The organism is Paraburkholderia sp. UCT2 (genome assembly GCF_014397665.1).
In the GTDB taxonomy this organism is placed as follows: Bacteria; Pseudomonadota; Gammaproteobacteria; order Burkholderiales; family Burkholderiaceae; genus Paraburkholderia; species Paraburkholderia tuberum.
Genome location: NZ_VZQO01000061.1, coordinates 18,538 through 40,095, shown reverse-complemented (window position 1 = coordinate 40,095; position 21,558 = coordinate 18,538). Strand labels below are relative to the sequence as shown.

The following is a 21,558-nucleotide window of genomic DNA, read 5'->3' as shown; positions in this document are numbered from 1 at the left end:
GATTGGCGGGGAGTTGGGGGAAGCGGGCGATGCAGGAAGGCGCTTTGGCAGCGCGCCTATCAGCGACGTTACGACTTCTTCGGATCCTTCGACACCCGCTTTGCCGATGCCGCGGGCGCGGGCCTGACCGGCCCGGCGACGTGCATGACGGCGCGGCGCGGTTGTCCGTGCGCGGCCGTCGCGGGTGCAGACCTGACCGGTCTGGCGGCGTGCCTGTCGGCTCGCGGCGGCTGTCCGTGCGCGGCCATCGCCGGCGCTGGGCCGCCCGGGTGCCCGAGCGGCGGATGCGCGCCGCCCGGATGCTCGCCGCCGCCCGGATGCTCCGGCAGATGACCGTCATGGCTCGCCATCACACGATGCAGTTCCTCACGGCGATGGAAAACCTCGGCGCGATGATCGCCATGAGAATAGAACTGGCGATGCCGGACGCCGTCCCGGCCGACGACCCAGATATACGTATCGCCGCCGACGATCACCACATCGCGATCGACCACATTGGCGACGTACACATCGGCCGGCAACGGCTGATACGCGGTCACGGTCACTTCGTTGACCCGGTTCGGGGCGCTGACGAGCCGGCCTTGCCCACTGGTCACGCAGCCCGCGAGAAAGGTAGCGCACGCAGCCGACGCCAACAGCGCGTTGGTGATGGTTTTCAAGTTCATTCCCCGGTTTGTATTGGTTATTTGTCGAGCGACGCCCGTTTAACGGTCGGCGTTTTGCATTCTTGAGATATGAATCGACGACCAGGGAAATGAGCGGGTACACGCGCAGGCGCAAACGCATGCCCGGCGCGCATCGGCTGATGAATTGATCCAACTGGGAAATAGAAAGAAATAACGCAAAAATTCCGGCGGGTTTCACCCGCCCGATCCGCGCCTAATTGCCGCCCGCATTGCCGTCTTCAGACTTCGCGTCGTCCCAGTTCATCCGGTGTCGATTAACGGTCTCGGTATGCCGCGCGTCGTCCTCGGTGTGGAGGTAAAGACTGGTCGTATTCAGCGAAACGTGGCCGAGGTTGTCGCGGATCGTGCGCAGATCGACGCCGCCGTCCGCCTGATGCGAACCGGCCGTATGCCGCAGCCAGTGCGCCGACGCGCGCTCGAGCTCGTCGGCGCGATCGGCGAATTCGGGACCGCGCGCACGCAGCCACATGGCCGCGCCCGCGAAGATGCCCTTGATCGCGTCGTGAATCGCCGAGCGCGACAGGCAGCGATTGCGGCCCTTGAACGGCAGCACGAGCGGCGTTTCCTCGGCGCGGGTCGGCAGGGCGGCGAGGCCATTGAGCGTGCGGTAGCCGCGCAGCTCCTGAACCAGTTCGGCCGACACCGGCACGATCCGCTCCTTGTCGCCCTTGCCGAGCGTCTCGAGCCACCACTGGTCCTGACCATCGGCGCCGAGCCTTCTGAAGAACTGGCCCATCTGCCCGCCGGCCACCTCGGAGATGCGCATGCCCTGCAAATAGAACAGCGTGGTCAGCCAGCGGCAACGCGCGTAGTACGCGCGTTGCGCATCGGTATCTTGCGGCAGCTGCTCGACGAACAGCTTCACTTCGTCCCACAGCGACGTCGACAGATAGCGCGTCACGCGCGGCGCCGAGCGCTTCGCGCGTTGTCGCAGGAGCGCCATCGGATTGCCGCGCAGATAGCCGGCGTTGACGAGCCACGTGAACATCGCGTTCAGGATGATCAGCGCCTGGCGCTGGCTGGCCGGCGACAGCGGCCCGTTGAACGGCCGCCAGCGCGCGTCGCCGCGCGCGTACTTGCCGCCGTTCGCCGACACCCAGCGCGTGGCCGGCTGCGGATCGGCGATGAACGCCTTGAACAGCAGCAGATCCTCGTGCGTCAGCGACGACAGCGGCTTGCCGAGCTGCACGACGGCCCACAGCAGCAGCCGCTCCGCTTCCTTGCGGTAGTTGTCGAAGGTGGTCTTGGTGTCCGCGTAATTGGACAGCCAGGCGCGCACGGCGTCGAGGTCGTTGCGCGCCGATAGCTGCGAGTTTTCCGCCGCGCCGCGATTGGTGCCGTCGCGGCCATCGAGCAGTTCCGGCACGACGAGCGATTCGACGGGCTGGACGGTGGCGAGCTCAGCGTTCGGGGCAGCTTTCGGCACGGCTTTGGACACGGTTCGGGACACTCCTCGGGCGCACGCCGGTTGGCGTCATTCTGCTCCGCTCAGGTGCTCTCAGAAGCGCTTGCCTGAAAAGAAAGCAGTGCCCACTCTGTTGCGGACGAAACGCGAAACCCTATCACACAGTCGGCTGCGCCTGGCGCAAAACAGCCGGGTGCGCTCAAGCTTCGACGCGGTGACGATCGATCGGCAACGCGGTGACGATCGATCGGCATATAGTGATGCAGGGCGGCGCTCGTTTTCCGCCCGCTATAGTCGCCGCCTATTAGTGGCATTGCCGTATTCGAATTCTATTGAACTTTGTCCTCGCCTATATTCGAATAGGAGTGGAGCGCCGACCGCAGTCAGCCGTTACGGACATCGGCTGCGTTGCCCTCGACCCTGGATTTCATGAGTGCACTGCCGAGCCATTCGGCTGACTGTCGGGTTTTCGGGTCGTCAAATTGCCACGCAAGCCTGACACGATGACAAACGCATAACAAGTACCTTGCATGGGATTGGAGAAAGTACCCAGGCACCGACTCCGATCGACAACGGAGACATCCTCCAAAGGAGAGAACGCATGTCAAACGAAGCAAAGTGCCCGTTCATCCATACCGCCGGCGGCGGGACGACCAATCGGGACTGGTGGCCGAAGCAATTGCGCCTCGACCTGCTCAACCAGCATTCGAACCGCTCCAATCCGCTAGACGAAGACTTCAACTATGCCGAGGCATTCAAGAGCCTCGACTACGCCGCGGTCAAGAAAGACCTCGCCGCGCTGATGACCGATTCGCAGCCCTGGTGGCCCGCGGATTTCGGCCACTACGGCCCGCTGTTTATCCGTATGGCATGGCATGCCGCCGGCACGTACCGCATCGGCGACGGCCGCGGCGGCGCGGGGCGCGGCCAGCAGCGTTTCGCGCCGCTCAATAGCTGGCCGGACAACGTGAGCCTCGACAAGGCTCGCCGGCTGCTATGGCCGATCAAGCAGAAATACGGCCAGAAAATTTCGTGGGCCGACCTGCTGATCCTGACCGGCAACGTCGCGCTCGAAACGATGGGCTTCAAGACTTTTGGTTTCGGCGGCGGCCGCGCGGACACATGGGAGCCGGATCAGGACGTCTACTGGGGCAATGAAAAGACCTGGCTCGGCGGCGACGTGCGCTACGGCAAGGGAGCGGCCGGCAGGGAAGACGACGAAGGCGTGCTGGTCGCCGACGAGGAGCTGCACGGCACCGAAAAGAGCCGTACCGATCCGCCCGGCCGCAACCTCGAAAACCCGCTCGGCGCGGTGCAGATGGGCCTGATCTACGTGAATCCGGAAGGCCCGGACGGCAATCCCGATCCGCTCGCCGCGGCAGTCGACATCCGCGAAACGTTCGGCCGCATGGCGATGAACGACGAGGAAACGGTCGCGCTGATCGCCGGCGGCCACACGTTCGGCAAGACGCACGGCGCGGCGCCGGCCGAGAACGTCGGTCCGGAACCGGAAAGTGCCGGTCTCGAGGCCCAGGGGCTCGGCTGGCGCAACAGCTTCGGCACCGGCAGGGGCGGCGACACGATCACGAGCGGTATCGAAGTCACGTGGACCGCGACGCCGACGCAGTGGGACATGAGCTACTTCCAGAGCCTGTTCGGCCACGAGTGGGAGCTGACGAAGAGCCCGGCGGGTGCGAACCAGTGGGTCGCGAAGGACGCGCAGGCCACGTATCCGCACGCGCACGACCCATCGAAGAAAGTGCTGCCGACGATGCTGACGACCGACCTGTCGCTCCGCCTCGACCCGATCTACGAAAAGATCTCGCGGCGCTTCATGGCCAACCCCGACGAGTTCGCCGACGCGTTCGCGCGCGCGTGGTTCAAGCTGACGCACCGCGACATGGGTCCGCGCGCCCGCTATCTTGGCCCGGAAGTGCCGTCGGAGCAACTGCTGTGGCAGGACCCGATTCCGGCCGTCGATCACCCGCTCGTCGACGACAAGGACGTCGCGGCGCTGAAGCAGAAGATCCTCGCGTCGGGGCTGTCGGTGTCGCAGCTGGTCACGACCGCGTGGGCCTCGGCCTCGACGTTCCGCGGCTCGGACAAGCGCGGCGGCGCCAACGGCGCGCGCATCCGGCTCGCACCGCAGAAGGACTGGGCCGTCAACCAGCCCGCTGAGCTCGCGAAGGTGCTGACGGTGCTCGAAGGCATCCAGAGCGAGTTCAACGGTGCGCAGTCCGGCGGCAAGAAGATTTCGCTTGCCGACCTGATCGTGCTGGCGGGTGGCGCCGGTATCGAGCAGGCCGCGAAGAACGCCGGCCAGCAGGTGACGGTGCCGTTCTCGCCGGGTCGGATGGATGCGTCGCAGGAGCAGACCGACGTCGTATCGGTCGGGATGCTCGAGCCGGTCCACGACGGCTTCCGCAACTATCTGGGCGGCAAGTTCCCGGTGGCGGCGGAGAAGCTGCTGATCGACAAGGCGCAACTGCTGACGTTGACCGCGCCCGAGATGACGGTGCTGATCGGCGGCCTGCGCGTGCTGAAGGTGGGCGCTGGCAAAGAAGGTGTGCTGACGAGCAAGCCGGAAACGCTGTCCAACGACTTCTTCCGCAATCTGCTCGACATGGGCACGGAATGGACGCCGGTGTCGGAGGCCGCGGAAACGTTCGAAGGTGCCGACACGAAGAGCGGCGAGGTCAAGTGGACCGGTACGCGCGTCGATCTGGTGTTCGGCTCGAACTCGGTGCTGCGCGCATTGAGCGAGGTCTACGCGAGCGAGGACGGCAAGGAGAAATTCGTGCGCGACTTCGTTGCCGCGTGGGTCAAGGTGATGAATCTGGATCGTTTCGAGCTGGCTTGATCCAGCCAGTGCTGGCGAGTGGTTCTTTGCCACGTCGCCGCAGTTTTTGAAGGTGGATTTGCGAAGCCATCGAGCGCGCTTGCCGGGATGCCGGCAAGCGCGCTTTTTCTTCGCCTCGTCACTGCTTCTGCGCCGCCGCCTTTCAGATGTTCGAGCACCGGGTGCCGATGACACCCGTGCTGCCCGTAACCAGAATGGTCATACAATTTCCATCGCCCCACCGGAGGCTGCCACTCAGACCATCTTCAACACCACCCTGAAACGCGCGTGACCGCTCATCATCCGGTCGAAGGCCTGCGCTGCCTCGGCGAGCGGATACTCTTCGATCATCGGCTTGACACCGGTGAGCGCGCTGAACGCGAGCGTGTCCTGCGAATCGGCCGAGGTGCCGGAGGGCCAGCCTTGCACCGAGTTGCGTCCCATGATGAACTGCACGATCGGCACTTCGACCGGCTCTTCGGAAACGCCGACCATCACGAGCTTGCCGTTCAGGCCGAGACCGCCGAGCGTCGCGGTCATCGCCTTGCCGCTCGTCACCGTGGCGAGTATCAGCTTCGCGCCGCCCAGTGCCTGCAGCTTCTCGGCGACGTTTTCCGTTTTGCTGTCGATGTAGTGATGCGCGCCCAGTTGCTGCGCGAGCGGGGCCTTGTCCTGACCCCGCGCGATCGCCACCGTGCGAAAGCCCATCTTGCGCGCGAACTGCACGCCGAGATGACCGAGGCCGCCGATCCCGAGAATCGCGACCACGTCACCAGCGCGCGCGCCGCTATTGCGTATCGCATTGAACGTCGTGATGCCCGCGCAGAGCAGCGGCGCGGCATCGACGTCGGACAGATCGTCGGGAATGCGCGCCAGGGCTTCGACCGGGGCCACCATGTATTCGGCGTAGCCGCCGTCGTAGCTGATGCCGGGGATGAGGGCGAACTTGCACAGCACGAAATCGCCCTGGCGGCAGTGTTCGCATTTGCCGCAATGCCCGCCGTGCCAGCCGACCCCGACACGCTGCCCGACCTGCCAGCCCTCGACACCCGCACCGACCGAATCGATCACGCCCGCGATCTCGTGACCGGGCACACGCGGATAGGCCAGGCCCGGCCACAGGCCTTCCTTGGTCATCGCATCGCTATGGCAGATGCCGCAAGCCTGAATCCTGATACGCACGTGACCCGCGCCCGCCTCGGGCACTTCGCGTTCGACCAGTTCGAGCGGGCCGCCGGCCTGCATCACTTCGACTGCTTTCATTGTGGGCATGATGTTCTTCCTTTCCAGTGACGAACGGGACAAGAGGGGAACAAACTCCAACATGATATTCCGCGTCCAGGCGGCTCGCCAGAAAGAAGCCGCCGCCGCATGGCTGATGGCGATGACATCCGATGTAATTGGCGAGCCGCGCGGCTGCCTCTACTCTTCGACTACCGCGCCGTCGCTCCGATGGCGCACACGTCAAGGAGATACCATGTCCAGCTATCCCGTTCACACGATCGAGTCCGCTCCCGAGCAATCGAAACCCGTGCTGCGCAAACTGCAGCAGGCGTTCGGCCTGATTCCGAACATCGCGGCCAAGATGGCGGCTTCACCGGTGCTGATCAACGGCTTCATCGGCCTGTTCGAGCGCGTGCATGCGAGCAGTCTGACCGAACCGGAGATCCAGACGCTGCTGCTCACCAACGCCGTGACGAACGCGAGCGAATGGGCGGTTGCGTTTCATACCGCGCTCGGCTTGAACGCGGGCCTGCGCCGCGCCGATGTCGAGGCGATCCGCCACGGCGGCGTGCCCGACGACACGAGGCTCGCGGCGCTGTCGACGCTCGCGCGCACGCTGATCGAAAAACGCGGCCGCCTCGCCGATGAGGACCGGCAACGCTTTCTCGCGGCAGGTTTCAGCGCGGAGCAGATTCTCGAGGTGGTTGCGGCGGTCGCCGCGTCGACGATCACGAACTACACCGGCAGCGTGACCGAGCCGCCGCTCGAAACGCAGTTCGCCGAATTCGCGTGGCACGCGCCCGCGCGCTGAAGCGATCCCGTTCAGGCATCAACAGGAGGGCAACACCATGAACGTCACGAGTTACGATCCGAAAGTGCAGCCGGGCGATCTCGGCAGTCTGTTGCGCTATTGGCGTGACATGCGTGGCGTGAGTCAGCTCGATCTGTCGCTCGAGGCCGGCATCTCGCAGCGGCAGATCAGCTTCATCGAAAGCGGGCGCAGCGTGCCGGGCCGCGACACGCTGCTGACGCTCGCGCAGACCCTCGACGTGCCGCTGCGCGAGCGCAATGCGCTGCTGCTTGCCGCGGGTTATGCACCGATCTATTCGGAAGCACCGTGGAATGCGCAGGAAATGCACGGCGTGGTTCGCGCGCTCGAACGGGTCGTGCGTCAGCATGAGCCGTTTCCGGCGCTCGTGATGGACCGCGACTGGAACGTGCTGATGACCAACGACGCGGCCCCGCGCTTCTTCAACTGCTTCATCGACATGACCGCGCGCGAAGGCCCGCGCAACATGCTGCATCTGATCTTCGATCCACATGGCATGCGTCCGTTCGTCGCCGAGTGGGAGGAGGTCGCGCGAAGTCTGCTGCAACGCGTGTATCGTGAGTCGGTCGGTCATGTAATCGGCGCCAACACGAAGCGTCTACTCGATGAACTGCTTGCGTATCCCGACGTGCCGCGCGACTGGAAGACGCATCATGGCTCGTCCGCGACACCCGCGACGCTGCCGATGGTTCCGCTCGGCTTCATCAGCGAAGGCGTGGTGCTGCGCTATTTCTCGATGGTCACGACCGTGGGCACACCGCAAAACGTGGCCGCGCAGGAGTTGCGCATCGAATGCATGTTCCCCGCCGACGACGCCACCGAAGCATGGCATCAGCAGCTGCTCGCGGCGCATGCGTCCCCGCAACCTCCAATATCGGCAAACCGTATGCCGTGATATAGCGATGTCTTCGGTTTTTGGGCGATCATCCGAGCCGATCAGGTTGAGCAATCCGACGCCACTCACTCTCCATGGACAACGGGCTTCTACTGTTTCCGGTCGCGGCGCTTCACGTCGAAGCAGCCGACGAGCCACACTGGTTCCGGCGCGCGCCCAGTTCGCACGCGGCCATCATCTCCGACTTCGGCGACGTGACCGAGGTGCTCGCGCGTGTGCCGGAATCCTGGTGCGTCGCGTATATCGTCGCGTCAGTTGAATACGTGATCGGCATGCCTGTCCAACCGGCATGCCGATTAAGGTCGCCATCACCGCCGACGAACTCAATGCGTTTCTCGCGATACGCGAGGCGTACGATTCGCTTCAACGCGAGCACGAAGAGGTCTGCACCTTGATGCGAGCGCCAATCTCTATTCGTTGGTCCATACCTGCAAGGTCAACGGCATCGATCCCTATCGCTATCTCACCTGGCTATTTCAGCGTCTGCCTTCGGCGAAAAGCGTCGACGACTACGACGCGTTGCTACCCATGGAAGAGGCCCGATGAGCATCGCTGATCTTTATCATCACCACACCTACCGGAGGAAAATATGACCGAACCGAAACAGATCAAAGCGTATATCCAGGATGCGTCAGGTCAGTTGCTGCCTCTTGCTGCGGATTCACTCATTCTCGAATTCCCGTCCGGCGAATCCCTGGAGATCGCTTGGGACACACCGCATCCTGACGACCCCCGGCCAGTTTGCGCGCAAGTATGGGGTGGGCGTCGCGTGCCGGTCGTTCAGACAGACGCCGATCTCGATGAAGTAAAACGCCGAACAACTCCGGTCGCGATCTTACCGTCAGCCGGGAACCTTGTGCTGGTTCATCCTTACTCGTTTAGCAAACACAAGCACGATTAGAATCCTCTGTCGTTCGAGCACGGCGCTTCTCAAATGAATGCCCTCTGAGAGACGCCAATGATGGATCGCATACGATCAATCGCGGGTGCGCCGCGTGGTCGCGCCGTAGGCCTCTATACTGTGCGTCGTCAAACACGAAGCCCGGCTCTCGAAATCGGCAGCGCTCGAACCCGCACATCCATGGATACTGATTTGTCGTCGCCGCGCCGCTCACGGCTCGCGCGCGTGATCGAGGTTTTCATCGTCTTTCTGAAACTCGGGCTGACCAGTTTCGGCGGTCCGATCGCTCACATCGGCTACTTCCGGCGCGAGTTCGTCGAGCGGCGCCGCTGGCTCGACGATGAAGCCTTCACCGACCTGATCGGCCTGTGCCAATTTCTGCCGGGACCCGCGAGCAGCCAGGCGGGGTTTTCGATCGGGCTGCTGCGGGCCGGGTGGGGTGGGGGGCTAGCGGCCTGGTGCGGCTTCACGCTGCCGTCGGTACTCGTGATGCTGGCCTTTGCCGTGATCGCGCCGGACCTGGGCGGCGCGCTCGGCATGGGCGTGATTCACGGCCTGAAGCTCGTCGCGGTGGCCGTCGTCGCGCAGGCTGTCTGGGACATGGCGCGGCGTCTGTGTCCGGATCGCCGCCGCGCGGCGATCGCGCTCGCATCGCTCGGATTGCTCAGTGTGCCTGGCACCGTCTACGCCCAACTGATCGTGATCGGCGCCGGCGCCGTGCTCGGTGTCGCGCTGTGCCGGACCACGGCGGTGCAAGCGCCACGCGCCATTCCTCCGCGGGCCGGCGATTTTCATGTGTCGCGCACGGCAGGCATCGTCGCGCTAGTGGTCTTTTGCGCATTGCTGTTCGCGTTGCCGCTATGGGCGGCAAGCGGGACCTCGCAAGGCATCCGCGTATTCGATGCGTTCTATCGCTCCGGCGCGCTCGTGTTCGGAGGCGGCCACGTGGTGCTGCCGTTGTTGCAGCGGGCAACCGTCGCGACCGGATGGGTCGCGCCCAACGACTTCCTGGCCGGCTATGGCGCGGCCCAGGCCGTACCCGGACCGCTGTTCACGTTCGCGGCGTTTCTCGGCTGGATGATGGCGCTGCCACCCAGACACTGGAGCGGCGCACTGCTGGCGACAGTGGGCATCTTTCTGCCGGGTCTGCTGCTCGTTCTTGCCGCATTGCCGTGGTGGCAGGCGCTGCGCGCGCGTGCGGCGATGGCGGCGGCGCTTGCCGGCGTCAATGCCGCGGTGGTCGGCCTGCTGGCCGCCGCGCTTTATTCGCCGGTGTGGACGAGCGCGGTCCTGTCGGCGACGGATTTCGCCGTGGCGTGCATCGGCTTTTTGCTGTTGCTGCGCTGGAAGGTGCCCCCGCTTGCGGTCGTCGTGCTGTGTGTGGCGGCCGGCGTCGCGCAAACGGTGCTGCACCCGTTCTGACAGGCTGATCGCGCACGCATTGCAACAGCACTGATCTGCATCAAGGCTGACAGCCGCGGGTCGGTTAGCCTGCAACGATGAAGCGGCTTACGCGTCGCCCGCTTTGCCCGGCAGCATGCGCTTGAGCACGTCGTCGCGCAGCACATAGTGATGAAACAGCGCGGCGGCGGCATGTCCCGCCGCGATGACGATGATGGCCCAGCCGACGAAATCATGAGCCTCACCAATGGCGTGATGCGTCGCCTTACTGGTCGGCGCGAACGGAGAGGGGATCAGCAGCCCGAAAAAGCTCATCGATTCGTTGCCGGACCATCGCAGTACGAAACCCAGTACCGCTTCGCCGACCAGCAGCGCGTACAGAACATAGTGGACGCCTTTCGCGGCCAGCTCGACCCATCCCGCGGCAGACACGGGACTTTGATGTCCGGGTATCAGACGCCACCCAATGCGCACGATCAACACGGCCGAAAGCAATATTCCAAACGACATGCGGGAAACGATCATCAGGTGACGCGTGGGTTTAGGCGCAAACCCCCAGGTTTGGGCGAGTCCAAATTGGGCCAACACCAGAATCACCGTGATCCAATGCAACAGGATCGAGAAAGAGTCGTATTGCGTGCGGTCATCGCCGGCTGCGATTCGCGTCGCCGTCGCGGTCGCGGATGAATGTTTGAGGTTGGTCATCGGGTCGAGCGAACAGGATGGAAACGTTGAGACGCCACGAAAAACGGAGGCTGCGGCTGGGCCGGCACGCGGAGTGCAAGCACCACGGGGCGCGGTGAGCTCGCGGTGCTGGCGACATTTGACGTACCCGGCCCGCTAGCGCCTGCGAAGCGTACCAGGATGTGCTGAACAATTTCTGAAGGATAGGGCAAGCGCCGAACCAGCGCCACGTTCAGTCTCACGATCGAGCGGCCTTGCATGCATGTCAACGGCGACGCGACCCCAGGCGGCGCTCCGCCTGCACCTGCTCGACCGGCCCGTGAGCCTCGTCGACGAGGGCATCGGCGTGGCGCACAATGTCTACGAACTGGTCGCGCTGCGTCCGATAGCTGGTCTGGTGGGCGGCTATGCATCGGCTTCCACCGTGATGGTGGGCACCGAGGCGCCGCGCGAGCGCGCGGGTTGGGCGCTCGGCATACTTTCGACGGGCGCGCTCGCGGGCAATCTGGTCGGGCCGCTCGTCGGCGGCGTGCTGCCTGACTGGACCGGCATTCGCGGCACGTTCTTCGCGGGCGGCGCGATGATCGCGGCGGCGGCGCTGCTCACCATCTTCGTGGTGAAGGAAGAGTTTCACCCGGAGAGCGACGCGAAAGCTCACGCGCGCGGCACCGCCGGCGCGCCCGCCCGACGCGCCAATTACGCGGTGGTGGCCGCGCTGCTCGTGACCGCGATGATGGTGCTGCTCGCCGACATGTCGATCGAGCCGATCATCACCGTGTATATCGGCGGCCTTGGCGTGGATGCCACGCATCTTGCGCGCGTGGCCGGCGTGGTTATGGCATGCTCGGCGCTCGGGAGCATGCTGACGGCCGCGCGCCTCGGCGCGCTGGCCGACCGGTTCGGGAGCTGGCGCGTGATCGTTGCCTGCCTCGTGCTCACGGGGCTGGCGATGGTGCCGCAAGCCTTCGTCACGCACTGGTGGCAGCTCGCGGCTTTGCGCGTGCTGATGGGTATGACGCTCGCGGGCCTGTTGCCCTCGATCGGCAAGCTGGCGCGGCAATCGGTGGATGAAAGCAGGACCGGCCGCATGCTCGGTTATCTGCAATCGGCGCAATTCAGCGGCCAGGTGGCGGGCCCCGTGATCGGCAGTGTGATCGGCGTTCATCTCGGGCTGCACGCGGTGTTCTTCGTGACCGGCGCGCTGCTGATCGCTTGCGGCGGCCTCGCGCGCTGGGCGCACCGCCGCGCTGGGGCCTGACAGGCAGGCAAGCCGGCAGGCACATCGAATCTTTTAACGCATCCGGTGGGAAGGGAACATGAGCATTCAAGCGGACAATCGCGCGTTACTGCGCACGCTCGGCATCCACAAGCCGATCATTCAGGCACCCATGGCCGGCGTCACCACGCCGGCGCTGGCCGCCGCGGTGTCGAACGCGGGCGGTCTCGGCTCGCTCGGCGTTGCCGCGATGAACGCGGAGAACGCGCGCCGCGCGATCCAACAGACTCGCGAGCTAACGACGAAGCCTTTCAACATCAACGTGTTCTGCCATCGCCCGGCGACACCCGATGCGGCCGTCGAGCGTGCATGGCTCGAGTGGCTCGAACCGGTGTTCCGGCAATACGGCGCTACGCCGCCGCAAGCGCTCTCCGAGATCTTCACGAGCTTCGTCGCCGACACCGCGATGCAGGCGATGCTGCTCGCGGAGAAGCCGGCCGTCGTGAGCTTCCATTTCGGCTTGCCGCCCGATGCGGTGATCGCGCAACTAAAGCACGCGGGCATCCGTTTGCTGGCGAGCGCGACGAATCTCGACGAAGCGGCGGCCGCCGTCGAGGCGGGTGTCGATGCGATGGTCGCGCAGGGCATCGAAGCGGGCGGTCATCGCGGCGTGTTCGACACGACCGGGCGCGACGAACGCCTCGGCACGTTCGCGCTGACGCGCCTGCTCGCGAGCGAGTTCGACCTGCCCGTGATCGCGGCGGGCGGCATCATGGACGGTGCCGGCATCGCGGCCGCGCTCGCGCTGGGCGCGCAGGCTGCGCAATTGGGCACGGCGTTCGTCGCGTGCCCGGAAACCTCGATCGACGACGGCTATCGCCGCGCGCTGCTCAGCGATGCGGCGCGCTCGACGACGTTCACGTCGGCCATTTCGGGGCGGCTTGCGCGCAGCATCGTCAATCGCTTCACCACGCTCGGCGAGGACCCGCAAGCCCCGCGCACGCCGTCCTATCCAATCACCTATGACGCGGGCAAGGCGCTCAATGCAGCCGCCAAGGCCAAGGGTGAATTCGGCTACGGCGCGCATTGGGCGGGCCAGGCCGCGCCGCTTGCGCGTTCGTTGCCTGCCGGCGAATTGATGGCGCAACTGGAAAGCGAAACGCGAGAAAGTATCGAGCGGCTGCAATCGGTGTGGAACTAGCAGTCCAGCTTCAATACCATCGCACAGTTGGAACGCATCGGCACGCGTGGGGCATGCGCGGGCCGATGTCCGATTAGCTTCCAGCCTCAGTTCCGCACCCATGCATTCGGTCCAGCGCGGCCGCGATCGTCGGGTTCTCAAGCCAACAAAACAAAGGCGGACAGGCATGCAACGCAAATTCGACGATCTCCTGCTGGGGAGCATCGAGCTCTTCTGCCTCGCGGCGGAGCTGGGTAGCTTCACGCTGGCGGCCAACGCCGCGAGTGTCACACCGGCGGCGGTGAGCCGCTCGGTGGCGCGGCTCGAGGAACGGCTCGGCGTGCGTCTGTTCGTGCGCACTACACGCCAGATCCGTCTGACCGACGCGGGGCGGCGCTACTTCGAGCAGTGCCGGCAAGCCCTGTCGCAACTGATGGACGCCGAGCGCGAAGTGACGGGCGAGCAGACCACGCCGGCCGGCGTGCTGCGCATCAGCATGCCGACGCCGTATGGGCACTATCGCGTGTTGCCGCTGCTGCCGGCGTTTCGCGAGCGCTATCCGCAAGTCCAGGTCGAGACGCACCTGGACAATCGCAACATCGACTTTGCGGAACAAGGTTTCGATCTCGCGATACGTGGACGCGCGCCGGCCGATTCAAACCTCGTCGCGCGCAAGCTCGAAGACGCGGAAATGGTCGTGGTGGCGGCGCCCGCCTATCTGAAGCGCGCGGGCGTGCCGAAAACCGTCGAGGACCTGCGGGCGCACGAGTGCATCCAGTTCGAACTGCCGAGCAGCGGGCGCCATCTCGCCTGGACCTTCGAGGGTTCGCCTGAAGATGGCGACGTGCTGACGCAGGGCAGCTATGGAACGTCGGGCGACGCGCTCGCCGGCGTGACGCTCGCGCGTGCCGGCGCGGGCCTGTTTCAGACGTATCGCTTCGTCGTGGAGGACGACCTGCGCGAAGGTCGGCTCGTGGAAGTGTTGCGCGAAGCGGGCGGACGCACGCGGCCATTCATCCTGCTTTATCCGCACGCGCGCTACCTGACCTCGCGCGTGCGGGCTTTCGTCGAATTTCTCGTCGAGCAGTTGGCCAAACCCGCGACGCCCGCGCCGAGCACGCGCGCGCATTGACCGGCGCGCGCCGCTTCATCGCATGGCCCGCTCAGTGGCCGGCGCTCTGGCCGCCGTCCACATGCAGGATCTCGCCGGTCACGAACGGCGCCGAGTCGAGATAGAGGATCGCATTCACGATGTCGCTCATCTCGCCCATATGACCCACTGGATGCAATGCGCCAAGCGCCGCATGGGTTTCGGGTGCGTGCATCGGTGACTTGATGATGCCGGGCGAAACCGCGTTGGCGCGAATTCCGCGCTTCGCATACTCGATCGCGAGCGAGCGGGTTGCGGCGGCGAGGCCCCCCTTGGTCAGCGAGGTCAGCACGGACGGTACGCCGTCAATCGCGTGATCCACGAGGCTCGTCGTGATGCTGACCACGTGCCCGCGCTCATGCTTCTCCATCTCGGCGATCGCGAGCTGCGTGATGTGGAAGAAGCCCGCGAGATTGATGCCGGTGATCGTCGCGTAATCTTCCGCGGTGTATTGGGTGAACGGCTTGGCCACGAAAATGCCCGCATTGTTGACGAGCGTATCGACACGACCGAAGCGCGCCACGGCCGTCTCTATCACCCGTCGAGCCGTGGCCGGATCGGCGATGTCACCGGCCACGGTGACGAGGTTGGGATCGTCAGACGGCTTGATGCCGCGCGATGTCGCGACCACGTTATGGCCGAGCTTGCGAAATGCCTTGACGGTTTCGGCGCCGATGCCTTGCGATGCACCGGTGACCACGATGACTTTGGGAGACTGACTCATAGTGAACCTCGAAGTAGGTTGGATCAGCAATCTGTGATCGGACTGATGGCTCCGATGGCGACTAATTTATGCGGTCGTGCTCCGCTTTTGCACACAAGGCGCGGACAAACAGTTGTGAGCCGCAGGAACAAGCGGTCAGTGACGGCGCGTAGCGGCAGTGGTCCTGTTGGTGTCGGCCGGTCTGTCGCGCGCATTCGCGTTCACGATGCCTGCGTTCGCGGGTCGTGATCGAACTCGAGTCTGATGCCGCCCGGCTCGTACACCATCGTGTGGCGTTTGGGCCCGCCACCGAGGTCTTCGGGCGCGAATTCGACTTTGACGCCCGGCCAGGCGGACACGCGCGCGAAGATGTCCTGCAGTGCTTCCTCGCTGCCCACGCGCAGCGCAAGATGATGCAGTCCGACATGGACCTTGCGATCGAATTCGACGAGGCGGCTTGAATCGGTGACCTGCCAGAGCGTCACCACGACGTGTCCGTCCGACACGAACGCAGCCGGATAGGCTGGCCTTTCTCCCACCTGCTGCCAGCCCAGACACTTCACGAAGAAGTCGCGTGTGAGGTTCAGATCGCGGACGGTGAGCCTACGTGATCGATACCCAGCGTAAGCGGTTTGTCAGTCATCGTTCCGTCCTCCTGAAGGGAGAGCGAGCAGCGCCCGAATCCGTGCCGGAAAGAATTTAGCCCCAAGGAATCGCGGCGATATTCGCCGGCGGTTCAATTCAGTTTTTACACCATGTAGTGCATACGGCGAGGAAATCCGCTTGCATAAATCTGCATAGTCAAATATATTGAAGTCAGATATTGAGGAGGCGATCGATGGATGATTCGATCAACGAAGACTTTGAGCGCACGCAGAAGCTGGCGTCCGTGCTGGGTCAGGCGCGTCAGCTGATTGCAAGCGAACTCAGGGCGGGGCTCGCGGATGCAGGACTGAATCTGCAGGAGCGCGGCGTTCTGCTCACGCTGTCGCGCGGCAGCGTGAAAACACCGGCCGCACTGTCGAAATTGGCGGGTGTCCACCCGGCCCGGATGACCCGCGTGCTGGACAAGCTCGAAAACAGCGGATTGATCGAGCGCGCCCGCAACGGCAGGGATCGTCGCCTCGTGGATGTGTCGTTGACGCGGGAAGGGCAGGCCGTTGCCGCCCGCAATACACGGGTTGACCAGGGAGCATGGAGCGAGGGGCTTTCGCATTTCTCGAAGTCCGATTTCGACGCGTTGTGCCTGCTTCTTTCAAGACTGCTCGACCGCTGAGGCGGCTTTTTTTAATCATTTATCTGACATTGCAGATAATCGCCCGCCGCCGACGGGCGCTTCGAACCGAGACGAGGGCGTGACATGAATCCATCGACCAACCCGGGCGCGCCGGCCCAGCTGACTGGCGCAAAGTTTGCACTCGGCACGTTTGCGGTGGCGCTCGCCACTTTCATGAATGTGCTGGATTCGTCGATCGCCAACGTCGCGATTCCTACGCTGTCCGGCAACCTCGGTGTGTCGATCGACGAAGGCACATGGGTCATCACGCTGTTTGCCGCGGCCAACGCGGTGTCGATTCCGTTGACAGGGTGGCTCACGCAGCGCATCGGCCAGGTCAGGCTGTTCGTCTGGGCGATCCTGCTGTTCGTGCTGTCATCGGCGGCGTGCGGCCTCGCTCCGAACCTGATGGTGCTGCTCGCCGCCCGCGTCGTGCAAGGCGCGGTGGCGGGGCCGCTGGTGCCGTTGTCGCAGGCCATGCTGCTCGCGTCGTTTCCGAAGGAAAAAAGTTCGAACGCGCTCGCGCTGTGGGCCATGACGGCGACGGTCGGACCGATCGCGGGCCCGGCGCTCGGCGGCTGGATCACCGACAGCTACAGCTGGTCATGGATTTTCTACATCAACGTGCCGGTCGGCCTGTTTGCCGCCGGCGCGATCTGGGCGATCTACCGCGACCGCGAGACCCCGGCCCGCAAACTTCCGATCGACAAGGTCGGACTGATCTCGCTGATCGCATGGGTCGCGCCGCTGCAGATCATGCTCGACAAGGGCCGCGACCTCGACTGGTTCAGCTCGCCGGTGATCTGGGTGCTGACGATCGTCGCCGTGGTCAGCTTCCTGTTCTTCCTGATCTGGGAATTGACCGAGGAGAAACCGATCGTCAACCTGCGGCTTTTCGCCAGACGTAACTTTCTCGGCGGCACGATTGCGATTTCGGTCGCCTATGCCATCTTCTTCGCCAATCTCGTGATCCTGCCGCAGTGGATTCAGGGCTTTCTCGGCTACCGGGCGGTGGACGCGGGGCTCGTGACCGCGCCGCTCGGCATTTTCGCCGTGATCCTCGCCCCGGTGATGGGCAAGATCATGCCGCGTTCGGACATGCGGGTGCTTGCCACGCTTGCGTTCGTCGGATTCGCCGGTGTGTTCTTCATGCGCTCGAACTACACGACCGGCGTCGACGCCTGGACACTGGTGTTGCCAACGCTGCTGCAAGGCATTCCAACCGCGCTGTTCTTTACGCCGCTCACCGCGATCATCCTGTCGGGTCTGAAGCCGGAGGAGGTTCCGGCGGCGGCGGGTCTGTCCAACTTCGTGCGCATTTTCGCGGGAGCGGTGGGCACGTCGCTGATGAGCACCGCGTGGAACGACCGTACGATCCTGCACCATGCGCGCCTTGCCGAGCAAACGAGTGTGGACGATCCTGGCTTTACCGGCGCGATCGCGCACTTGCAGGCGGCGCTGGACGCGGGCGTTCCCAAGGCCACGGCCTTTTACGAAGCCTCGCTGAACGCGCAGGCGACGATGCTCGGCCTGAACGACATCTTCTGGATCTCGGCGGTGATCTTTGTCGTCATCATCCCGCTGATCTGGGTGACGAAGCCGGCCAAGGGTGGCGCCGCGGGCGCGGCAGCCGCCGGCGGACATTGAATCCAATTTGGCAACCCGGTTCGGACGGGAAATGAAACAGACCATCCTCTCCTTGACATTATCTGATAATGCAGATATTGTTCAAATCAACGAGGAGGACACCGCCATGGACCATTACACGACGAAGAACTTCATGCTCACAGAGAGTATCGGCTTCAGGCTCGTCAAGGCCCGCAACGTCGTCGTGGCGGAGATGGACGCGGCACTCAAGGACCTCGACATCAACGGCCAGCAAATGGGCATCCTGCTTTCGCTGAAGCAGGGTGTGGCAAGCACGCCTTTCGAGCTGTCGAAGCTGCTCGGAATCGACACCGGCCTGATGACACGAATGCTGGACAAGCTGGAATCCAAGGGGCTGCTGAAACGGTCCCGCGACCCGCAAGATCGCCGCGTGGTCAATCTGACGTTGACCGCCGAGGGGCAGAAAACCTCCGCACGGATTCCGGAAGTCGCACCGCATGTGTTGAACGCCCGCTTGCGCAAATTCACGAAGGCCGAGTTTGCCGAACTGGACCGCCTGCTTCGCAAGTTCACAGGCGATTGAGCGGCGCGGCCGTGTGCCGCGCTTTTTTTCACCCATTAATCTGATTTGTCAGAAAATGAAAACGCAGACTTCTAGGGCAAACACCGTCGCCCGTTCGCTGAAGCTCGGTGTTTCGGTGATCTCCTTCGCGGTGCTGGCGGCATGTGCAAACTATGCGGGCATCCACAGCGACAAGCAGATCGATCAACCACGGCAGCTGGAAACGTCCCAGAGCCTCCCGCAAGAGCAGGGGCACTGGCCGTCCGCCGACTGGGTCGACCAGTTCGGCGACGCGCAACTGAAAGCATTGATCGCCGAGGCACTGCAAGGTAGCCCGACGCTCGACCAGGCGCGCGCGCGAGTCGAGCAGGCGCAAGCCTATAGCGAAACGGCGAAGGCGAACACGCTGCCGCGCGTCGATGCGTCGTATACGCTGACGCGCCAGCAGTACAGCAGCACCGCGTTGATTCCGCCGCCGTACGCCGGCTCATGGCAGACGGAGAACAAGGGGCTGCTGAGCGCTTCTTACGATCTCGACCTGTGGGGCAAGAACCGCGAGGCGCTGCGCGCGGCTGTCTCGGAGGCGTCCGCGAGCGAGGCCGACGTGGAAGTCGTCAGGCTCACGCTCGACACCTCGATCGCCCGCACTTACAACGAGCTGGCGCGGCTCTACGCATTGCGCGACATCGCGCAGCAGGAAGTCGCGCGGCGCGAGCAGATCGACCGCATCACCGCGAGCCGCATCGCAAACGGCCTCGATACCGAAGTGGAGCGCAAGACGGCCGAGGCGAATCTGTCCACGAGCCGTGCCCGCGTCAGCGCGCTCGACGGCAGCATCCTGACCACCCGGTATCAACTGGCGGCGCTGCTTGGCAAGGGTCCCGACCGGGGACTCGCGATCACGCGGCCGACGCTCGGCGTCGGCGACGACGTGCGTCTGCCGGACAACCTGCCGGCCGATCTGCTGGGCCGGCGGCCCGACATCGTCGCGGCGCGCTGGCGCGTCGATGCGATCACGCACGAGGTGAAGGAAGCGAAGGCCGAGTTCTATCCCGACATCAACCTGAGCGCCGCGATCGGTTTCGACGCGTTTGGCTTCGGCCGCCTTTTGAGCGCCGCGAGTCGCACGGCCTCGGTGGGCTCGGCGATCCATCTGCCGATCTTCGATGGGGGCGAGTTGCGCGCGCAGTTGAAGGGCCGCTACGCCGAGTTCGACTATGCGGTGGCGACCTACAACCAGACGCTGATCGGCGCGCTGAGCGGCGTGGCCACGCAGATCGCGCAGATCCGCTCGAGCGACGCGCAGCTCGGCGATGCGCAGGCCGCGCAGCAGGCCGCGAGCGATGCCGATCGACTGGCGACCACGCAATACAAGGCCGGCCTCACCAACCAGCTGACCGTACTCAATGCCGACGTCACCGCGCTGAACGCCGACGAGGCGATCGCCAATCTGAAGATGAACCGCCGCGACCAGCAGATCGAGCTCGCGTCGGCGTTAGGCGGCGGCTACGTCGATACGTCGGCCAGCACCGACCATCACGCGGACGTCGCCGCCGTCCCGACCCGTCAAGCCAATGCCGCGGTTGCCGCACGTTGAACGGCAGGTCGGAAAACCTATCAGGAGAACTGCAATGAGCGATTCGATCACGACCGACCGCGAACGGGCGGATCGGGAAGACGAACAGAAGACCGGCGGGCAAGCGCCTGCCACGCCCCAAGACGACAACAAGGCCACGCCGCCGGCACGCCGCAAACGCCTGATCGCGCTGCTCGGCGCTGCGGTCGTGCTCGCGGGCGCGGCCTACGGCGGGTACTACCTGAGCGAGGGCCGATATCACGAAGTGACCGATGACGCGTACGTCAGCGGCAATCTCGTGCAACTGACGCCGCAGGTCACCGGCACCGTGATCGCCGTCAACACCGACGACACGCAGATCGTGAAGCAGGGCGACCCTGTCGTCACGCTCGATCCGGCCGATGCAAAACTGGCGCTTGCCGATGCCGAAGCGCAACTCGGCCAGACCGTGCGACGCGTGAGCGGCCTGTATGTCAACAACGACTTCTACGCGGCGAACGTCGCTCAGCGCGAAGCCGATCTGGGCCGCGCCCGCGACGACCTGCACCGCCGCGAGGCCGTCGCGGACACGGGCGCCGTGTCCGCCGAGGACATCGCACACGCCCGCGACGCGGTCAGCGTCGCACAGGCCGCGCTCGAAGCGGCGCGCCAGCAGGGTGAAGCCAACCATGCGCTGACCGATCGCACCACGGTCGAGCAGCATCCGGACGTGCAGGCCGCCGCCGCGAAAGTGCGGACCGCGTGGCTCGCCTATGCGCGCGATACCTTGCCGGCGCCGGTGACCGGCTACGTCGCGCAGCGCCGGGTGCAGGTTGGCCAGCGGGTCGCGCCCGGCACGCCGCTGATGGCGATCGTGCCGCTCGACGGCGTATGGGTCGACGCGAACTTCAAAGAAGTGCAGCTCAAGCACATGCGGATTGGCCAGCCGGTCACGCTGACCTCGGACGTGTACGGTAGAGGCGCGCGATATCACGGGCGTATCGAGGGCTTTTCGGCCGGCACCGGCAGCGCGTTCGCGACGCTGCCGGCGCAGAACGCCACCGGCAACTGGATCAAGATCGTGCAGCGGCTGCCGGTTCGCATCGCGCTCGACCCGGCCGAGCTGGCCGCGCATCCGCTGCGTATCGGCCTGTCGATGGCGGTCGACGCCGACACGCGCGACGAATCCGGTTCGCAGTTGGGCGCGGCGCAGAACACGCGCTATCGCACCGATGTTTTCGCGCACTACGATGCGCAGGCCGACGCCGAGATCGACAAGATCATCAAGCAAAACGAAATGGTCTCGCGCGCGACGGCCGCGCAACCCCAACCGCAATCGCAATCGCAACGCGTGGCGTCGCACGAGCACAAGGCAAATGCGGGTTGAAGCGCGTCAAGCGCAGCCTGTCGCGACACAGCGTGAAGGGGCAGGTCACCGAGGCGG

Annotated in this window: 19 protein-coding genes and 1 pseudogene; 14 read left to right on the top strand and 6 right to left on the bottom strand. The window is 64.7% G+C overall.

Features of this window, described 5'->3' with window-relative positions:
• Positions 1-68: 68 nt before the first annotated feature.
• Both F6X39_RS32675 and F6X39_RS32670 read right to left on the bottom strand, forming a co-directional pair.
• On the bottom strand, positions 69-665 hold the full coding sequence (locus F6X39_RS32675) for a hypothetical protein (RefSeq protein ID WP_187619647.1): 597 nt from the start codon (positions 663-665) through the stop codon (positions 69-71).
• Positions 666-879: 214 nt separating this feature from the next.
• A complete protein-coding gene (locus F6X39_RS32670) occupies positions 880-2,124 on the bottom strand; it encodes a tyrosine-type recombinase/integrase (protein ID WP_187619646.1) in 1,245 nt (414 codons plus the stop codon).
• Positions 2,125-2,692: 568 nt separating this feature from the next.
• Between F6X39_RS32670 and katG the strand changes: the two genes are divergently transcribed.
• Positions 2,693-4,951, top strand: coding sequence for a catalase/peroxidase HPI (katG, locus tag F6X39_RS32665; RefSeq protein ID WP_187619645.1), 2,259 nt, complete (start codon positions 2,693-2,695; stop codon positions 4,949-4,951).
• Between the two features lie 234 nt (positions 4,952-5,185).
• On the opposite strand, the gene F6X39_RS32660 is transcribed toward katG, so the two are convergent.
• Entirely contained in the window at positions 5,186-6,202 is a 1,017-nt protein-coding gene (locus F6X39_RS32660; protein WP_187619644.1) for an alcohol dehydrogenase, read from the bottom strand.
• A 205-nt stretch (positions 6,203-6,407) separates the two neighbouring features.
• Between F6X39_RS32660 and F6X39_RS32655 the strand changes: the two genes are divergently transcribed.
• From F6X39_RS32655 to chrA, 5 genes are all read left to right on the top strand, one after another.
• Complete coding sequence (locus F6X39_RS32655; RefSeq protein WP_187619643.1) at positions 6,408-6,965, top strand: carboxymuconolactone decarboxylase family protein; 558 nt, start codon at positions 6,408-6,410, stop codon at positions 6,963-6,965.
• 37 nt (positions 6,966-7,002) lie between these two features.
• Positions 7,003-7,878, top strand: coding sequence for a helix-turn-helix domain-containing protein (locus F6X39_RS32650; RefSeq protein ID WP_187619642.1), 876 nt, complete (start codon positions 7,003-7,005; stop codon positions 7,876-7,878).
• 417 nt (positions 7,879-8,295) lie between these two features.
• On the top strand, positions 8,296-8,424 hold the full coding sequence (locus F6X39_RS32645; protein WP_410450626.1) for a transposase domain-containing protein: 129 nt from the start codon (positions 8,296-8,298) through the stop codon (positions 8,422-8,424).
• Between the two features lie 43 nt (positions 8,425-8,467).
• Entirely contained in the window at positions 8,468-8,779 is a 312-nt protein-coding gene (locus F6X39_RS32640; protein WP_184003716.1) for a hypothetical protein, read from the top strand.
• A 180-nt stretch (positions 8,780-8,959) separates the two neighbouring features.
• Positions 8,960-10,201, top strand: coding sequence for a chromate efflux transporter (chrA, locus tag F6X39_RS32635; RefSeq protein WP_187619641.1), 1,242 nt, complete (start codon positions 8,960-8,962; stop codon positions 10,199-10,201).
• 87 nt (positions 10,202-10,288) lie between these two features.
• Here the strand turns inward: chrA and F6X39_RS32630 are convergent, their stop codons facing one another.
• A complete protein-coding gene (locus tag F6X39_RS32630; RefSeq protein WP_187619640.1) occupies positions 10,289-10,885 on the bottom strand; it encodes a cytochrome b in 597 nt (198 codons plus the stop codon).
• Between the two features lie 241 nt (positions 10,886-11,126).
• Here F6X39_RS32630 and F6X39_RS32625 point away from each other — a divergent pair, with 241 nt between their 5' ends.
• The 3 genes from F6X39_RS32625 (at position 11,127) to F6X39_RS32615 (ending at position 14,392) form a co-directional block, all read left to right on the top strand.
• Positions 11,127-12,122 (top strand): MFS transporter, encoded by a 996-nt coding sequence (locus tag F6X39_RS32625; protein WP_262414895.1) that lies wholly within the window; start codon positions 11,127-11,129, stop codon positions 12,120-12,122.
• Between the two features lie 58 nt (positions 12,123-12,180).
• Complete coding sequence (locus tag F6X39_RS32620) at positions 12,181-13,281, top strand: NAD(P)H-dependent flavin oxidoreductase (RefSeq protein WP_187619639.1); 1,101 nt, start codon at positions 12,181-12,183, stop codon at positions 13,279-13,281.
• Positions 13,282-13,447: 166 nt separating this feature from the next.
• A complete protein-coding gene (locus F6X39_RS32615) occupies positions 13,448-14,392 on the top strand; it encodes a LysR family transcriptional regulator (protein ID WP_187619638.1) in 945 nt (314 codons plus the stop codon).
• Between the two features lie 31 nt (positions 14,393-14,423).
• Here the strand turns inward: F6X39_RS32615 and F6X39_RS32610 are convergent, their stop codons facing one another.
• Together F6X39_RS32610 and F6X39_RS32605 are read right to left on the bottom strand one after the other, a co-directional pair.
• On the bottom strand, positions 14,424-15,134 hold the full coding sequence (locus F6X39_RS32610; RefSeq protein WP_090805134.1) for an SDR family NAD(P)-dependent oxidoreductase: 711 nt from the start codon (positions 15,132-15,134) through the stop codon (positions 14,424-14,426).
• Positions 15,135-15,334: 200 nt separating this feature from the next.
• Positions 15,335-15,756 (bottom strand): annotated as a pseudogene (locus tag F6X39_RS32605) (VOC family protein).
• Positions 15,757-15,951: 195 nt separating this feature from the next.
• Here F6X39_RS32605 and F6X39_RS32600 point away from each other — a divergent pair.
• From F6X39_RS32600 to F6X39_RS32580, 5 genes are all read left to right on the top strand, one after another.
• On the top strand, positions 15,952-16,389 hold the full coding sequence (locus F6X39_RS32600) for a MarR family winged helix-turn-helix transcriptional regulator (RefSeq protein WP_187619637.1): 438 nt from the start codon (positions 15,952-15,954) through the stop codon (positions 16,387-16,389).
• Positions 16,390-16,473: 84 nt separating this feature from the next.
• The gene (locus F6X39_RS32595) at positions 16,474-18,036 is read left to right on the top strand and encodes a DHA2 family efflux MFS transporter permease subunit (RefSeq protein ID WP_187619636.1); all 1,563 of its coding nucleotides are present in this window, start codon (positions 16,474-16,476) and stop codon (positions 18,034-18,036) included.
• A gap of 106 nt (positions 18,037-18,142) precedes the next feature.
• Positions 18,143-18,580 (top strand): MarR family winged helix-turn-helix transcriptional regulator, encoded by a 438-nt coding sequence (locus tag F6X39_RS32590; protein WP_184022849.1) that lies wholly within the window; start codon positions 18,143-18,145, stop codon positions 18,578-18,580.
• Between the two features lie 55 nt (positions 18,581-18,635).
• Positions 18,636-20,156, top strand: a complete 1,521-nt coding sequence (locus tag F6X39_RS32585; RefSeq protein WP_187619635.1) for an efflux transporter outer membrane subunit — start codon at positions 18,636-18,638, stop codon at positions 20,154-20,156.
• Between the two features lie 34 nt (positions 20,157-20,190).
• Positions 20,191-21,501 carry an HlyD family efflux transporter periplasmic adaptor subunit gene (locus F6X39_RS32580; protein WP_187619634.1) on the top strand — a complete coding sequence of 437 codons (1,311 nt, stop codon included), beginning with the start codon at positions 20,191-20,193 and terminating at the stop codon, positions 21,499-21,501.
• The last annotated feature ends 57 nt before the right edge of the window (positions 21,502-21,558 follow it).

Coding starts and splice junctions, on each gene's coding strand:
- F6X39_RS32630 (WP_187619640.1), bottom strand. CDS start 10,885: ATGACCAACCTCAAACATTCATCCGCGACCGCGACGGCGACGCGAATC.
- F6X39_RS32625 (WP_262414895.1), top strand. CDS start 11,127: ATGTCAACGGCGACGCGACCCCAGGCGGCGCTCCGCCTGCACCTGCTC.
- F6X39_RS32610 (WP_090805134.1), bottom strand. CDS start 15,134: ATGAGTCAGTCTCCCAAAGTCATCGTGGTCACCGGTGCATCGCAAGGC.
- katG (WP_187619645.1), top strand. CDS start 2,693: ATGTCAAACGAAGCAAAGTGCCCGTTCATCCATACCGCCGGCGGCGGG.
- F6X39_RS32620 (WP_187619639.1), top strand. CDS start 12,181: ATGAGCATTCAAGCGGACAATCGCGCGTTACTGCGCACGCTCGGCATC.
- F6X39_RS32600 (WP_187619637.1), top strand. CDS start 15,952: ATGGATGATTCGATCAACGAAGACTTTGAGCGCACGCAGAAGCTGGCG.
- F6X39_RS32580 (WP_187619634.1), top strand. CDS start 20,191: ATGAGCGATTCGATCACGACCGACCGCGAACGGGCGGATCGGGAAGAC.
- F6X39_RS32615 (WP_187619638.1), top strand. CDS start 13,448: ATGCAACGCAAATTCGACGATCTCCTGCTGGGGAGCATCGAGCTCTTC.
- F6X39_RS32675 (WP_187619647.1), bottom strand. CDS start 665: ATGAACTTGAAAACCATCACCAACGCGCTGTTGGCGTCGGCTGCGTGC.
- F6X39_RS32640 (WP_184003716.1), top strand. CDS start 8,468: ATGACCGAACCGAAACAGATCAAAGCGTATATCCAGGATGCGTCAGGT.
- chrA (WP_187619641.1), top strand. CDS start 8,960: ATGGATACTGATTTGTCGTCGCCGCGCCGCTCACGGCTCGCGCGCGTG.
- F6X39_RS32585 (WP_187619635.1), top strand. CDS start 18,636: ATGAAAACGCAGACTTCTAGGGCAAACACCGTCGCCCGTTCGCTGAAG.
- F6X39_RS32650 (WP_187619642.1), top strand. CDS start 7,003: ATGAACGTCACGAGTTACGATCCGAAAGTGCAGCCGGGCGATCTCGGC.
- F6X39_RS32660 (WP_187619644.1), bottom strand. CDS start 6,202: ATGCCCACAATGAAAGCAGTCGAAGTGATGCAGGCCGGCGGCCCGCTC.
- F6X39_RS32655 (WP_187619643.1), top strand. CDS start 6,408: ATGTCCAGCTATCCCGTTCACACGATCGAGTCCGCTCCCGAGCAATCG.
- F6X39_RS32595 (WP_187619636.1), top strand. CDS start 16,474: ATGAATCCATCGACCAACCCGGGCGCGCCGGCCCAGCTGACTGGCGCA.
- F6X39_RS32590 (WP_184022849.1), top strand. CDS start 18,143: ATGGACCATTACACGACGAAGAACTTCATGCTCACAGAGAGTATCGGC.